The sequence below is a fragment of the Aequorivita marisscotiae genome (genome assembly GCF_029814825.1).
GTDB classification, from domain to species: Bacteria; Bacteroidota; Bacteroidia; order Flavobacteriales; family Flavobacteriaceae; genus Aequorivita; species Aequorivita marisscotiae.
Genome location: NZ_CP122379.1, coordinates 104,882 through 118,564, shown reverse-complemented (window position 1 = coordinate 118,564; position 13,683 = coordinate 104,882). Strand labels below are relative to the sequence as shown.

Sequence of the window (13,683 nt, the reverse complement as noted above, 5' to 3'; positions counted from 1 at the left end):
TTTTGATTTAGACGCTTTTACCCATATTTTGTCCCTAACGGGACAGGCTTTCTCGCGTTAGTTGTTTACCCGCATTTTCTGCTGACGAGATGAATTGTTTTAATAAATTATTATTCCATACCCAGCCTGTGGATCGTTAACGGTTCAGGATTCGTTATTTTCTGACACCATAAATGTGCTATTTAATGTCCCGTTAGGGACGATATATAGGTAGAAATTGGAGGGAAAATGTTTTTCTGTGCCGTTAGGTACAGCATATATTATGTTATTGATTTCAAAATATAACGTTCATCGTAATCGATTCCTGATTCTTTTAATATTTCCAAATATTCCTCACCGAATGTTTTTGACTTATGATGCTCCTCTTGATTTGCAATATATTTAATGACCTTTGGAACATGTGATCTTGAATATGAAAATGCACCATAACCCTCTTGCCAGGAAAATTTTCCGTTTACAAATCCTTTATTGTTTATCCATTTTGAGGAATCTTGTTTTAATTTTTTCATCAAATCAGAAATCGACTGCGTGGGGCGCATTCCAAAAAGGATGTGGATGTGGTCTGGCATTCCATTTATCTGTAAAACCTTATGGTTGTAACTTTGAACTATCCCTGTGATATACTTGTATAACTCATCTTTCCACTGCGGTTTTATCAGGCTCTGTCTGTTCTGTACTGCAAAAATTACCTGAATGTGAATTTGTGTATAAGTATTTGCCATTTTACTGATGTTTTCTCCCTAAAAGGAAAGGTTCTTTAGTTTGTTGTGTTGGTTACCCATATGTTGTCCCTGACGGGACAAGTTTTTGGTTTTTCATTTGGACGCTTTTACCCATATTTTGTCCCTAACGGGACAGGCTTTCTCGCGTTAGTTGTTTACCCGCATTTTCTGCTGACGAGATGAATTATTTTAAAAATTATTATTCCATATCCAGCCTGTGGATCGTTAACGGTTCAGGATTCGTTATTTTCTGACACCATAAATGTCTATCTGTTGTGCTATTTAATGTCTCGTTAGGGACAATATATCGGTAGAAATTGGAGGGAAAATGTTTTCTGTGCCGTTAGGCAGCGTATTGTAACGATCATGAATTATTTTAAAAATTATTATTCCATACCCAGCCTGTGGATCGTTAACGGTTCAGGATTCGTTATTTTCTGACACCATAAATGTCTATCTGTTGTGCTATTTATGTCCCGTTAGGGACAATATATCGGTAGAAATTGTAGGGAAAATGTTTTCTGTGCCGTTAGGTACAGCATATATTATGTTATTGATTTCAAAATATAACGTTCATCGTAATCGATTCCTGATTCTTTTAATATTTCCAAATATTCCTCACCGAATGTTTTTGACTTATGATGCTCCTCTTGATTTGCAATATATTTAATGACCTTTGGAACATGTGATCTTGAATATGAAAATGCACCATAACCCTCTTGCCAGGAAAATTTTCCGTTTACAAATCCTTTATTGTTTATCCATTTTGAGGAATCTTGTTTTAATTTTTTCATCAAATCAGAAATCGACTGCGTGGGGCGCATTCCAAAAAGGATGTGGATGTGGTCTGGCATTCCATTTATCTGTAAAACCTTATGGTTGTAACTTTGAACTATCCCTGTGATATACTTGTATAACTCATCTTTCCACTGCGGTTTTATCAGGCTCTGTCTGTTCTGTACTGCAAAAATTACCTGAATGTGAATTTGTGTATAAGTATTTGCCATTTTACTGATGTTTTCTCCCTAAAAGGAAAGGTTCTTTAGTTTGTTGTGTTGGTTACACATATGTTGTCCCTAACGGGACAAGTTTTTGGTTTTTGATTTGGACGCTTTTACCCATATTTTGTCCCTAACGGGACAGGCTTTCTCGCGTTAGTTGTTTACCCGCATTTTCTGCTGACTAGATGAATTATTTTAAAAATTATTATTCCATACCCAGCCTGTGGATCGTTAACGGTTCAGGATTCGTTATTTTCTGACACCATAAATGTGCTATTTAATGTCCCGTTAGGGACGATATATCGGTAGAAATTGGAGGGAAAATGTTTTTCTGTGCCGTTAGGTACAGCATATATTATGTTATTGATTTCAAAATATAACGTTCATCGTAATCGATTCCTGATTCTTTTAATATTTCCAAATATTCCTCACCGAATGTTTTTGACTTATGATGCTCCTCTTGATTTGCAATATATTTAATGACCTTTGGAACATGTGATCTTGAATATGAAAATGCACCATAACCCTCTTGCCAGGAAAATTTTCCGTTTACAAATCCTTTATTGTTTATCCATTTTGAGGAATCTTGTTTTAATTTTTTCATCAAATCAGAAATCGACTGCGTGGGGCGCATTCCAAAAAGGATGTGGATGTGGTCTGGCATTCCATTTATCTGTAAAACCTTATGGTTGTAACTTTGAACTATCCCTGTGATATACTTGTATAACTCATCTTTCCACTGCGGTTTTATCAGGCTCTGTCTGTTCTGTACTGCAAAAATTACCTGAATGTGAATTTGTGTATAAGTATTTGCCATTTTACTGATGTTTTCTCCCTAAAAGGAAAGGTTCTTTAGTTTGTTGTGTTGGTTACACATATGTTGTCCCTAACGGGACAAGTTTTTGGTTTTTGATTTGGACGCTTTTACCCATATTTTGTCCCTAACGGGACAGGCTTTCTCGCGTTATTTGTTTACCCGTATTTTCTGCTGACACGATTAGTTTTTGATTTGGTTTTTTCTTTTACCGATATGGCGCCTCTAACGGGATAAGATATACTTTTGTTGGTTTGTCGATTTTATTCAAATATAGTCTTTACAAAACAGGTTTCACTTCTTTTCGAAATCATAATATGCCTATATTATGCTCTATTAGGGACAACATATGGGTAGCAAAAGGTACGAAAAGAGGTCTTATTGTGCGGTTAGGTATAACAAATGTTCACGATTAAAACACAATAAAATATAATTCTAAAAAATCAATAATTCACATAAACCCAACCAATAAATGGTTCTGGATATTTCGGGTCATTTAAAATTAGCACATAGTAATAAGTGCCTACGGGAACGACGCTTCCTGTGAACAATAATCCTTGTGTAGCTATGCCATCCCAAAAGCCATCGGCATTATGGGCTGTGTGAATTAAATTGCCATCACGGGAGTAAATATGCAATTCAAAGTTTTCGTAAATGTTCAGTAGATTACTTATTTCAAAAGTATCGTTTATACCATCGCCATTTGGTGAAAAGCCTTGCGGGATAAAGGGAGCGCAGTTTTCAGTCGTCAATAAAAAGGAGGATGTGGCAAAGCAGATTTCGTTTTCTAGACGAACATATATGGTCTGCGGATCTGTTTCATTTTCATATTCGGTTGGATTTGTAATGGGGTTTGCATTTTGCAGGGCATCTTCGGCGGTAGTGAAATATAGCACCACATCTTCCGGCCCCATTCTAATTAAATCATCCTGCTGGGTTAAGTCGAAAATTGCGGTGTCAAACCCTTTGTCGCATTTTAAAAGATTTGGTAAACTGGGAATGGGAGGGATGCTTTCAAAAGAAATAACTTGGGTAAAACTATTGTTGTCCTCCCGAAGTTCTTCCACAGTACCATTGCCATTGCCGTCATCATCAACTATCGCTGTAATTGTAAAAGTATTTGGCAAACCGTTGGGCAAGAGGAGTGCTACTTCGCCATTTTCGCTCCCGCCTATGGGAATACTCTGCCTTGTTTGTGAAAGTGCCAACAGCACGTTTTCAACATAAAATGCTATGGAAGTATTTGCAGGAAGTGGCCCTGTGGCTTCCAAATTAAAAACTGTGAAAGGTAATGGTAAAACTCTATTGCGACAGGCTGAAACTTCTGAAATTACAATAGTAGCATCTGGAAGCGGGCAGGGGACAACTTTTACCGTAAAACTCGCCGTTAAAAAACAATCTGGGTTTGAAACACGAATGTAAATAGTCTGCGGATTTTCGGTATTTTGAAAGTTTTCGGGATTAGTAATTGGGTTTTCGTTGTTTTGTGCATCTACTTCCGAAAGGTGAAAACTCAGCTCGTACAAGGGGTCTATTTCGGAAGTAGCTTCGGTTAAATTGAAATATTCTTCCCCTATAACATCACAGGTTTCTAAGTTGTGAAGGCCTGTAATAATTGGGTTTACTAGTAGATGAATAGGTGTTTGGTCTTCGTTGTTATCTTCGTTTATTTCGTGTACAATTCCGGTGCCGTTTCCAGTATCGTCTACTACAGCTTTCAGAATAAAATCTGCTTCAATATTGCTGGGAACTGTAAACGTAATCGTTCCACTTTCTTCCCCGTCAATAGGAATTATAGCTACGGTCGCAGTTTGCGCAACCAAGGATTCATTCGCATAAAAAGCAATAGGCGTTCCGGCGGGCAAGGCTTCAGTGCTGTTAAGATTATAAACTGTGTAATTTACACTGAGTTCCCGGTTGCCACATTCGGTGCCACCTATTATATTGTCTATGGAAATTGTTGCATCGGGCAGTTCGGTATTTAAAACGGTAATTATGTTGTTCACCATTACAAAATCCTGCCCGCTGGTAAGTTGAACTGTTGCCGAAGTATCGCCCGGATTTATATAATTTGAAATAGGGTACACATCAATATCCATATTATAAAGCACATCGCTGCCAGTAAAACTATTGGTGCCGTTAAAGGCGTTATCTGCAGGGTTTAGCGGGGGATTGCTAAGAATGTTTCCATTTATACGAAGGGTTTCGTTCACGGCCAATTGGCTGTCGCCTTCCCAAGCAAGAAAGCCAATTTTTGCTCCCTGCGAATCTAAAACCATTAAATTATCCAGGGTAATTTCGAGCGTTTGGTTATTGCGAGAAACACTTTCTAACCCATCAAAAACATTTAGTTGGTTATTGGGAAGCGACGGGTCTTCATAAACCACCGTCACGGCCCAGCCGCCAAAATTTGTACCCGAGCCCGGCGGACTGCAATAGGCCGGAATTATGAAGGTAAGATCTAAATCGGCAAGGGTGTAATTGCCATTTCCGGTAGATTGAATTTGCTGCGTAACATCGGCAAAAGCCGAGAAATAGATATAATCATTACCGCCACTATTGTAAGTAACATTAAAAGTGCGTTCCGCAATAATTGGAACTTGATTGAAGGTAACATTGAAATCTCCCGGACCGGATCCCGCCCAATACAGATATGCGGCAACTACTTCTTGATTAGGTTGTAATTGAAAGTCTGCACTGCTGCTGGTAAGTATAAAACATTGCCCACCTTGGCCGTTTTCCTCCACATTTAAGGTATTTCCAAAAGCGGTGTAATCATATTGCCCATTAAACTGTTGATACAGCGAAATGTCCTGTGAAAAGATTAGGTTGTAAATCAGGAAACAAACTATAGAAAGATATCGCTTCAAAGAAAATATAAAGGTTGATTGCTTGCTAAATATAGGCAAAAAATCAACGAGTAATTACTTTTTTACAAGTCTCTTTTCTTTAAAATGGCGTACGACCAATAAATAAAAAGAGAAGTCCAAACAAGAACTATCAAAACATTAAGCCAGGTTACCTGATAATCTTTTGTGAAATTTTCACCCAATTGGTTCGCGGCAGATTGAATGGCGCCCAAACGGCTCATCGGTTCTTTTATAAGATTCGCCATTGCATTTAGCGGAAAGAATTGTGCAACAGTATCGGCAATTTCCGTGTCCTTAAAAAATTGCCATTTCATTAAACCGTAACAAAGCCATTCCACAATTTGCCAAACAATTAAAAAACCAAGTGCAAAGGCGGAGCGTTTTACCAAAACTCCAAGGAAGAGACAGAAGGAGAAAAAGGCGACTAATTTTACAAAATAGGCTGCAATATATTCCAAATCGCTGAAAATGATTCCGATTTCGTTATAATCTGAAAAACTTAAACCCAAAATAAGCGATACCAAAAAAATAAATACGGTTGAAATACCAGCGAAAAGCAAGACAGTAAGAAATTTAGACAGTACAAATTCTTTCTTGCTAAGGCCGTCAATCAAGTTTTGTTTTAGCGTTCGGTAACTGTATTCGTTGCTCATCATGGAAACAATCACGATAGCTAAAAACAGTTTTAAAATTGCCGCCACATAAGTGTTAAAATGCCAGATATACGGAAAGTTGAATATGCCCTGATCGGCAACCCGAAAGTGAAAATCGCCAAAATTAAATTCTATGGAAGCAATAAGGGCAATAAAGGTTATAAGAATAAAATAGATAATGGAAATAACCTTTGCTGAACGGTTATAGCGCAGTTTTTGGAGTTCTATATTTAATAATCGTAGCATTGCGGTTAGTTTTGTTTGGTAAGTTCAAGAAATTGTTCTTCAAGGCTTTCCTTGCGTTTTACGAGGTGTGATAGTGTAATGCCTTTTTCAAAAAGTAATTTATTTACTTCCGAAGCATCCATTGGAGCGTTTAGGTAAGCGATTAGATAATCGCCTTCGCGTTTTACCGTGCCAAAGGCCGTGTTTCCTTCCAAAGCATTTTGCAACAATTGCATATTATTACTCTGCATGGTTAGAAATCCATGACTTGCAATCATTCCATCTACACTGCCCGAATACAAACTAACACCCTTTCTTAAAATCACTACATGTGTGCAGACTTTTTCTACTTCGTCCAATAGATGTGAAGCCAATAAAATAGTGGTTCCCTGTGAAGCAATTGTTTTTATGATTTCCCTAATTTGGTGAATCCCTTGCGGGTCAAGGCCATTTGTAGGTTCATCCAATATCAAAATTTCGGGATCGTTCAACAATGCCGAAGCGATTGCCAAACGTTGTTTCATCCCCAAGGAAAAAGTGCTAAACTTGCTGTCTTTCCGGTCTATTAACCCAACAAGTTCCAGTTTTTCGTTAATCTTTTTATCAGAAACTTCTTTTATTTTACAGACCAATTGCAGGTTTTGGACCGCAGTCATATACGGGTAAAAGTTGGGCCGTTCAATAATGGCGCCTACTTTTTTTAATGCGTTGTGCGTATCGATGGTGCCATCAAACCATTTATAGTCGCCAGCGGTTTTGTTTACCACGTTCAGCACGATACCGAGAGTGGTACTTTTTCCACTGCCGTTTGGACCGAGGATGCCGTAAACATTACCTTTTTCAATAGAAAAGGAAAGGTTGTCCACAGCGGTAAGCGAGCCAAATTTTTTGGTGAGATTGTTTATTGTGAGAATATTTTCCACGGAATTGTTTTTTGGATGGTTCTTGTTTGTATGACGAGTGGGGAATGTATTTGTTACAATTTCAACTGCAATTTAGAATTCTAAATTTAGAATTAAGTAACTTTGCACATCTTTTAAAAAACTTAGAAAAATGCAAGACGGAATCTACGTGAAAATAACTACCGAAAAAGGAGAAATCCTAATAAAACTTACTCACGACAAAACCCCGGGAACAGTTGGGAACTTTGTGGCCTTGGCAGAAGGAAACTTGGAAAATTCAGCAAAACCACAGGGAACACCGTATTACGATGGGTTAAAATTTCACCGTGTAATTCCAGATTTTATGATCCAAGGAGGCGATCCCAATGGAACGGGCTCTGGAGGGCCAGGTTACAATTTTGAGGATGAATTCCACCAAGACCTGCGCCACGATACGCCGGGTGTACTTTCTATGGCAAACGCTGGACCGGCAAGTAATGGGAGCCAATTTTTTATTACGCATGTAGCTACTCCTTGGTTAGATAACAAACACACGGTTTTTGGAAATGTTGTAGAAGGTCAGGATGTTGTTGATAGTGTTGCGCAGGGCGATACCATGCAAAAGGTTGAAATTATCCGTGTAGGCGAAGAAGCCAAAAACTGGAACGCCGTGGAAGCCTTTAGAAGTTTTACGGGTGAAAGGGAACAGCGAATTGCAAAGATGAAAGCAGCCCAAGAAGCAGAGCTGAAGAAAGTTTCTGAAGGTTTTGATAGAACCGATAGCGGCTTGCTATATAAAATAATCCAAAAAGGAAGCGGGAAAAAAGCCGAAAAGGGAAAAACTGTTTCCGTGCATTACAAAGGTGCTTTGACTGATGGAACTGAATTTGATTCGTCTTACAAAAGAAAACAACCAATCGATTTTCAATTGGGCGTTGGGCAGGTAATCTCCGGTTGGGATGAAGGCATCCAATTGTTACAGGTGGGCGATAAAGCACGTTTCGTAATCCCTTCGCATCTTGGTTATGGCGAACGTGGTGCCGGCGGGGTAATTCCTCCAAACGCTACCTTAATTTTTGATGTTGAATTAATGGACGTAAAATAGTGATTCGGGATTCGGGATTTGTAAATTCGAATCCCGATCCCCAATTAACGACTCCTGAATTTATTCCTTCCACTTAATATTACACCCCATACTTGGTTTTTGATCTTTTCGTTGTGGATTGTTGTTAAGAATATTATCCAGTGCTTCACGAAGGTCGCGACCGTTTACGGGAATACCATTCCCCGGGCGACTATTGTCTATCTGTCCCCTATATACAAGCGCTAATTCGTCATTAAAAAGATATAAATCCGGAGTGCAAGCAGCGTGGTAAGCCTTGGCTACTTCTTGGGTTTCGTCAAATAAGTACGGAAAGGAAAAGTTGTATTTTCGCGCAGTTCGCCACATTTCGGCGGGGGCATCTTGCGGATATTTAATAACGTCGTTACTGCTTATCGCTACAAATCCGAAACCAGTTACGCGATAATCATTACTTATGCGTACAAGTTCGTCCAGCACGTGCTTTACATAAGGGCAATGATTGCATATAAACATAACCACAGTGCCTTTTTCACCTTGAATATGTTTTAGTGAAACCGGCTTGTTGGTAACCGAATCAACTAGTGTGAAATCGGGTGCTTCAGTGCCTAAAGGAAGCATTTTAGATTCTGTTCTCGCCATTTTTTTCTTTTCGATATTAATTTCAAATCACGGAATAAAGTTACGTATTTTAAGCAGTACTTGCCGTATGAAATATCGGTTAGCTGCAATTGTACAAGTTTCAAAAAGTAATTCAAATTCTATTAAAGAAGTTATAAAAGTTTGTTGTTAAAGAATAACTCTACTAACTTTAAAATTTAAACTTAATACTATGAAAAATTCATATTCATCATTATCAGTAGCAATAGAAGATTTACAAAAAAACGGCTTTACCGAAGATTTTAATCTTGTGGGTGAAGGTATTGAATCTAAAAATCTGAAAAGGGAATGGAAGGCCGGAGAACTGGATGTTATAAAGTTTTATCGCTTTGAAGGAATGACGGATCCGGGAGATAACACCATTCTTTATTTAATAGAAACCCACGACGGGCAGAGAGGTTTGCTCGTAGATGTTTATGGTGCCGACCAAGGCGAAATTTCTCCAGAATTGATTAAAAAACTTTCCCTTCACCATGACGAATAACCTTAGTTGGGCCGATTTTGAAAAAGTAGAAATGCGGGTAGGAACCGTCATTGAGGTCAATGATTTTCCCGAAGCGCGAAATCCTTCGTTTCAACTTTTAATCGATTTTGGAAATGAATTGGGGCGGCGAAAAACATCGGCGCAGCTCACTTCGCTCTATTCAAAGGAAGAATTGATTGGCAAACAAGTAATTGCCGTAGTTAATTTTCCGAAGAAACAAATTGCCAATTTTATGAGCGAATGTCTGGTTCTCGGCGCCGTTGAAGGTAAGGACGTTACTTTACTTCAGCCGGAAAAACTGGTAAAAAATGGTTTGCGAATTTTGTAATGCTATAATTTTAAAAAGCCTTTCCTTTTAAAATAACTTGATTTTGTAGGCTATCGCTAATAATTTTTCTTACAGCCGATTTGTAAATTGGGCGATAAATTGGGTGATATTTTAAGCGCTTGCGTTGCGATAAACTTATACTTTTAGTTTCGCCATTAAAATACATTCGGTTGTCTTTTAACTGCAACGTTTTAACGGGATCTAAACTTTTTTTGTTCACCACTATTTTGCGTTCAGATTCTAAAAACTGAATAGGCACCTTAAAAAGTTCGGAAATTTTTAATTGCTGATTCCGAATTGTGTTTTTTACTGCAGTTTGACAATAAATACTGTCTAACATAAAACTACATTTATCCGATTCAGATTTATAGGTAAACAACAGGTTTTCGGTGGGGTTAATAAAATCAATTTTATCAGAATTGGTAATTGTGCCGAAATACACATACTCAAAATCTGACGCCATAATATATTTTTTGTAGAGCGTATCGTTAAAAATACCGCGATTTCTTTGAATGTACTTATCAGATTTAGAGGTTATGTAAATTATATCCTGTGGATTGGCACGCGAACGCAAAATATATAATTCTTCAATTATCTGGGTGGTATCAACGGCCTGCACATTGTTGGTAGTACAGGGCTCATCGCAAAGAAAGTAACGTTCATTTCCGTATGAATTTCTGTATTCGCACAATCTAAAAACATAAATATTGTATTCTGAAATAGCAATAGTTTCAGTTACCGGAATATTTTTCGAACTGCTGCAGGAATACGAAAGGCTAATTAAAATAACCGTTAGTAAAATGTATTGAAGTAGCTTCATAATTAGTCGGTTTTAAATTGTGAAGAAACTCCACCGGCAATACGCCAACCCCAATAATAATCGGGATGATACGGAAAATCTGAGTTAAAGTGTAAAAAATCCTGAAGGTCAAAAGCATTAAAATCGTACAGGGTTATGTATGCGCTATAGCCTTGGCGAAAGCTGGTGGCGTTGAGTTTCCATTGTTGTTGGTTAAAACCAAAAGCATCTCCATTATTATAGGGAATATGGTCTAATTGCAACTTGTCCGCAGTATCTACAGCATATTGCTGCCAACCGGTAAACTTATGAAAGCTGAGCTCTACCAAACCTATATATGCGGTTTCGTTAAAATGCGCCGAGAGTACAAGTCCGCCTGTATAAAACCGATCTTCCCGATCGCCAAAATAATCAAGTACGGGTCCGCCGTCATTGTAATACGAAATTTGCACGCGTCTGGCAATGTTTAGGTTAAAGAAACCCACCGTTTGCGAAGCTCTGTTTTTATCGGGATTCATTAACCAATTAGAACCAATTGAAAAGGAATAATCAAATGTGTTTTGTAAAGGATTGGCAACAAAATCTGAAAAATGATAGAGTGGTACAAACCTATATTCTAACTCTGATGTGGTCGTATTATTTGTAAATCCGGGGGTTACGGTTGCATTAGCAAAAAAATCGAAGAAGGTAGATCGGTAATAATCTTTGTTTAGATTGCTCCCTAAAATCCCTTTATTATAAAACAATACCCCAATATGTACGGCTGGTAAAACTCCAAAATTATTTTTTGCCAACGGTACGTAATTGGCAACGCCACCTGTAGCAGCTACTCTAAATTTTAATCCGTGTTTTACCTGATATTCTGCGGTAATATTTATACCAAAACCCAAACGTAGATCGTCAATGGGCTCCGTGACTTGCGCATTTCCGTTGAAACAGAAAACCATTAAAATAAGTATGGCAATACTTTTTATCATGGATTAAATATTTAAAAAGTGGGGAGCGCTGCATTAAGTAACTAATACGTAGATAAATATATGAATTTTGTTTTTAAACAATGTAGTAGCCCAATTTTATTATGAGCTTTTAAAGCTATTTGCAACCAATCTCAATTTTTAAACTATTTTCGCATAAGCAGATGCGCTGCGCCATTTAAGTTTTAAAGATTTGGCAATTTAAAATAATAAAAAAGTAATTATGAAAAATACTATCATTCTATTGAGCCTCGTGGCTATTGGTTTTGTTTCGTGTAAAAACAATACAACTGAAACTACTGCTCTCGATGAAAATAGATTTGAAAAACTTAAAAACTTGCAATGGATGTTAGGTACTTGGACTAAGGAAGTTGATACCATTTTTTCGCAAGAAACCTGGTCGCGCGAAAATGACAGTACTTTTACCGGCTATAGTTTTGTGGAACATGACGGGAAAGTTGTTTTTGCAGAAACCATGGCGCTGGAGCTGAAAGGAAACAATTTAGAATTAACAGTTGCTTCTGCCAAAACAAAGGAGAAAAAACCTGTTACTTTTAGAATGATAAATTCAGAAAAAGGACATTTCACCTTTGAAAATAAAAGCCACGATTTTCCACAGCGCATAATTTATACAAATCCTGCCAAAGACTCACTCCACGCTTGGATTGAAGGAACTGAAAACGGAGAACCTAAAAAAATCGATTTTTATTTTGCAAAACATTAAAAATTTGGAATTATTTTTCTGAATAGTCCTTTATTTTTTCTACTGGCATAAGGGTTACATCGTATATTTTCCAATGAAATTCGTGAAGTTTTTTTAATCCTTCTTCAATGGCTTTCGGAATATCTGTGCCCGGTTTCGCTATTATTTGCACATCGCCAAAATATACCTGTCCTTCCTCCCTAAACCGTGCTTTTGCATCCAAAACCCATTCCCACGATTTTACGAAGTTTTCTGCTTTCACTACCAATTCATCGGGTTTTTCGTCTTTAATATGTAGCGGCTGTCTGTCCATTAAATCTTCCACGGCATCTTTTAAATTGGTATATCCATCCTTTAAAACCGAAAGGGAAATAAACAGCGCGGCGCTGGCATCGGCCCACCACCAACCCATACCAATACCCAAAATTCCGGCCATGGCCGCAAAACCGGTCATATAATCGGCCTTTTGTGCATTGGCGTCTGTATATAAAATTTTATTGTGAAGTTTTTTAGCCAAGGGTAATTTTTTATAGCCTAAATACATCGCGGGCAGCGAACTATAAATCAATACTGCAATCATAATCCAACCCATCCAAATTTGCTTGCCAAAGAGCATTATTGTTCCAATGGTAGGATGTTCGGCCTTCATAAGGGTAATAGCCGAATCTACCATTAAAAAAAGACCCATTCCAAACAGGGCAACGCTTCCCGTTAAGAATGCAATGGTAAACACACGGTGGAAGCCAAATTGAAATTTTTTGTTGGGTTTTCTGTTATAAATGCACGATGCTATTAAAAATGAAATTGCCGGAATCATACTTAAAGCGTCTTCCAACCAAGCGGTTTTCATGGCTTGGGATGAACCCATAACCAAGTACATAAGCACAACTACGGTTGCCAAATACACCAGCGTAATCCATTCCAATCTTTTGGCTTTTTTTAGTTTCGGTTTTAAATCCTCGGGTAGTTCAAAGGCTTCTGTTCTCATGGCTTTTGATTTTTTTCGATGAATTCTTCAAGCTGAAAAAGTAATCGGTTTTCCCCGCGCGGAATAAACAATACATGTTTGCCATCATAGGGCTTGGTCATCCCTACCTTAGATTTCCAATTCGATTTCTTTTCAAATCCACCCAAAACTATATCTAATTCAAAGTTTTCCAGCTTTTTTACCAATGCTGTCTCATTTTCACTAATAAATTGCGTCTGCAGATTTTCCTTTTGGGCAAATCGCTCGATTAGATTTTTTTCGAATGAAATAGTAGTGGAATCAATTTTCGGAACAACTCCTATCCGCAGGGAAGATTTTTTTGCGTTTTCGAAAGAATTGTTCGGGTCTTTTGGGAAATTGCATGAGCTGCTAAAAAATACGAACATTAGCAATATTCCCAATAGGGTAATTTCGCGCATAACATTTTCTTATAAAATTATAAAGAATGTTATAAGGGCAATTATAAATTTTTGCTAAAATGCAGATTAACAGAAACTGTA

Annotated in this window: 15 protein-coding genes; 4 read left to right on the top strand and 11 right to left on the bottom strand. The window is 37.8% G+C overall.

From position 1 onward, the window contains the following. Nucleotides 1–260: 260 nt before the first annotated feature. The 6 genes from tnpA (QCQ61_RS00580) to QCQ61_RS00555 form a co-directional block, all read right to left on the bottom strand. Nucleotides 261–722 carry an IS200/IS605 family transposase gene (gene tnpA, locus QCQ61_RS00580; protein WP_279448770.1) on the bottom strand — a complete coding sequence of 154 codons (462 nt, stop codon included), beginning with the start codon at nucleotides 720–722 and terminating at the stop codon, nucleotides 261–263. A gap of 545 nt (nucleotides 723–1,267) precedes the next feature. Further along, nucleotides 1,268–1,729, bottom strand: a complete 462-nt coding sequence (gene tnpA / locus QCQ61_RS00575; protein WP_279448770.1) for an IS200/IS605 family transposase — start codon at nucleotides 1,727–1,729, stop codon at nucleotides 1,268–1,270. 349 nt (nucleotides 1,730–2,078) lie between these two features. Next, the gene (tnpA, locus tag QCQ61_RS00570; RefSeq protein ID WP_279448770.1) at nucleotides 2,079–2,540 is read right to left on the bottom strand and encodes an IS200/IS605 family transposase; all 462 of its coding nucleotides are present in this window, start codon (nucleotides 2,538–2,540) and stop codon (nucleotides 2,079–2,081) included. A 440-nt stretch (nucleotides 2,541–2,980) separates the two neighbouring features. Then, entirely contained in the window at nucleotides 2,981–5,407 is a 2,427-nt protein-coding gene (locus QCQ61_RS00565) for a T9SS type B sorting domain-containing protein (protein WP_279448769.1), read from the bottom strand. A 62-nt stretch (nucleotides 5,408–5,469) separates the two neighbouring features. Next, on the bottom strand, nucleotides 5,470–6,306 hold the full coding sequence (locus QCQ61_RS00560; protein ID WP_279448768.1) for an ABC transporter permease: 837 nt from the start codon (nucleotides 6,304–6,306) through the stop codon (nucleotides 5,470–5,472). 5 nt (nucleotides 6,307–6,311) lie between these two features. After that, nucleotides 6,312–7,208: an ABC transporter ATP-binding protein gene (locus tag QCQ61_RS00555; protein ID WP_279448766.1), complete on the bottom strand. Its 897-nt coding sequence runs from the start codon at nucleotides 7,206–7,208 to the stop codon at nucleotides 6,312–6,314. Nucleotides 7,209–7,338: 130 nt separating this feature from the next. Here QCQ61_RS00555 and QCQ61_RS00550 point away from each other — a divergent pair, with 130 nt between their 5' ends. Next, nucleotides 7,339–8,271, top strand: a complete 933-nt coding sequence (locus QCQ61_RS00550; RefSeq protein ID WP_279448765.1) for a peptidylprolyl isomerase — start codon at nucleotides 7,339–7,341, stop codon at nucleotides 8,269–8,271. Nucleotides 8,272–8,331: 60 nt separating this feature from the next. On the opposite strand, the gene QCQ61_RS00545 is transcribed toward QCQ61_RS00550, so the two are convergent. Beyond that, a complete protein-coding gene (locus QCQ61_RS00545) occupies nucleotides 8,332–8,889 on the bottom strand; it encodes a thioredoxin family protein (RefSeq protein WP_279448764.1) in 558 nt (185 codons plus the stop codon). A 190-nt stretch (nucleotides 8,890–9,079) separates the two neighbouring features. Between QCQ61_RS00545 and QCQ61_RS00540 the strand changes: the two genes are divergently transcribed. Together QCQ61_RS00540 and QCQ61_RS00535 are read left to right on the top strand one after the other, a co-directional pair. Next, nucleotides 9,080–9,391 carry a phosphoribosylpyrophosphate synthetase gene (locus QCQ61_RS00540; protein ID WP_279448763.1) on the top strand — a complete coding sequence of 104 codons (312 nt, stop codon included), beginning with the start codon at nucleotides 9,080–9,082 and terminating at the stop codon, nucleotides 9,389–9,391. Further along, nucleotides 9,381–9,719 (top strand): tRNA-binding protein, encoded by a 339-nt coding sequence (locus QCQ61_RS00535; RefSeq protein ID WP_279448762.1) that lies wholly within the window; start codon nucleotides 9,381–9,383, stop codon nucleotides 9,717–9,719. The genes QCQ61_RS00540 and QCQ61_RS00535 overlap by 11 nt, the downstream gene beginning before the upstream one ends. A 10-nt stretch (nucleotides 9,720–9,729) precedes the next feature. Here QCQ61_RS00535 and QCQ61_RS00530 read toward each other — a convergent pair whose 3' ends face one another. Both QCQ61_RS00530 and QCQ61_RS00525 read right to left on the bottom strand, forming a co-directional pair. Beyond that, nucleotides 9,730–10,539: a hypothetical protein gene (locus QCQ61_RS00530; RefSeq protein WP_279448761.1), complete on the bottom strand. Its 810-nt coding sequence runs from the start codon at nucleotides 10,537–10,539 to the stop codon at nucleotides 9,730–9,732. Nucleotides 10,540–10,541: 2 nt separating this feature from the next. Then, nucleotides 10,542–11,495 (bottom strand): hypothetical protein, encoded by a 954-nt coding sequence (locus QCQ61_RS00525; RefSeq protein ID WP_279448760.1) that lies wholly within the window; start codon nucleotides 11,493–11,495, stop codon nucleotides 10,542–10,544. Nucleotides 11,496–11,715: 220 nt separating this feature from the next. Between QCQ61_RS00525 and QCQ61_RS00520 the strand changes: the two genes are divergently transcribed. Continuing rightward, nucleotides 11,716–12,216, top strand: coding sequence for a DUF6265 family protein (locus tag QCQ61_RS00520; RefSeq protein WP_279448759.1), 501 nt, complete (start codon nucleotides 11,716–11,718; stop codon nucleotides 12,214–12,216). A 10-nt stretch (nucleotides 12,217–12,226) separates the two neighbouring features. Here the strand turns inward: QCQ61_RS00520 and QCQ61_RS00515 are convergent, their stop codons facing one another. Both QCQ61_RS00515 and QCQ61_RS00510 read right to left on the bottom strand, forming a co-directional pair. Beyond that, the gene (locus QCQ61_RS00515) at nucleotides 12,227–13,183 is read right to left on the bottom strand and encodes a cation diffusion facilitator family transporter (RefSeq protein WP_279448758.1); all 957 of its coding nucleotides are present in this window, start codon (nucleotides 13,181–13,183) and stop codon (nucleotides 12,227–12,229) included. Further along, complete coding sequence (locus tag QCQ61_RS00510; RefSeq protein ID WP_279448757.1) at nucleotides 13,180–13,602, bottom strand: transglycosylase SLT domain-containing protein; 423 nt, start codon at nucleotides 13,600–13,602, stop codon at nucleotides 13,180–13,182. Before QCQ61_RS00510 ends, QCQ61_RS00515 begins: the two co-directional genes overlap by 4 nt. Between the last annotated feature and the right edge of the window lie 81 nt (nucleotides 13,603–13,683).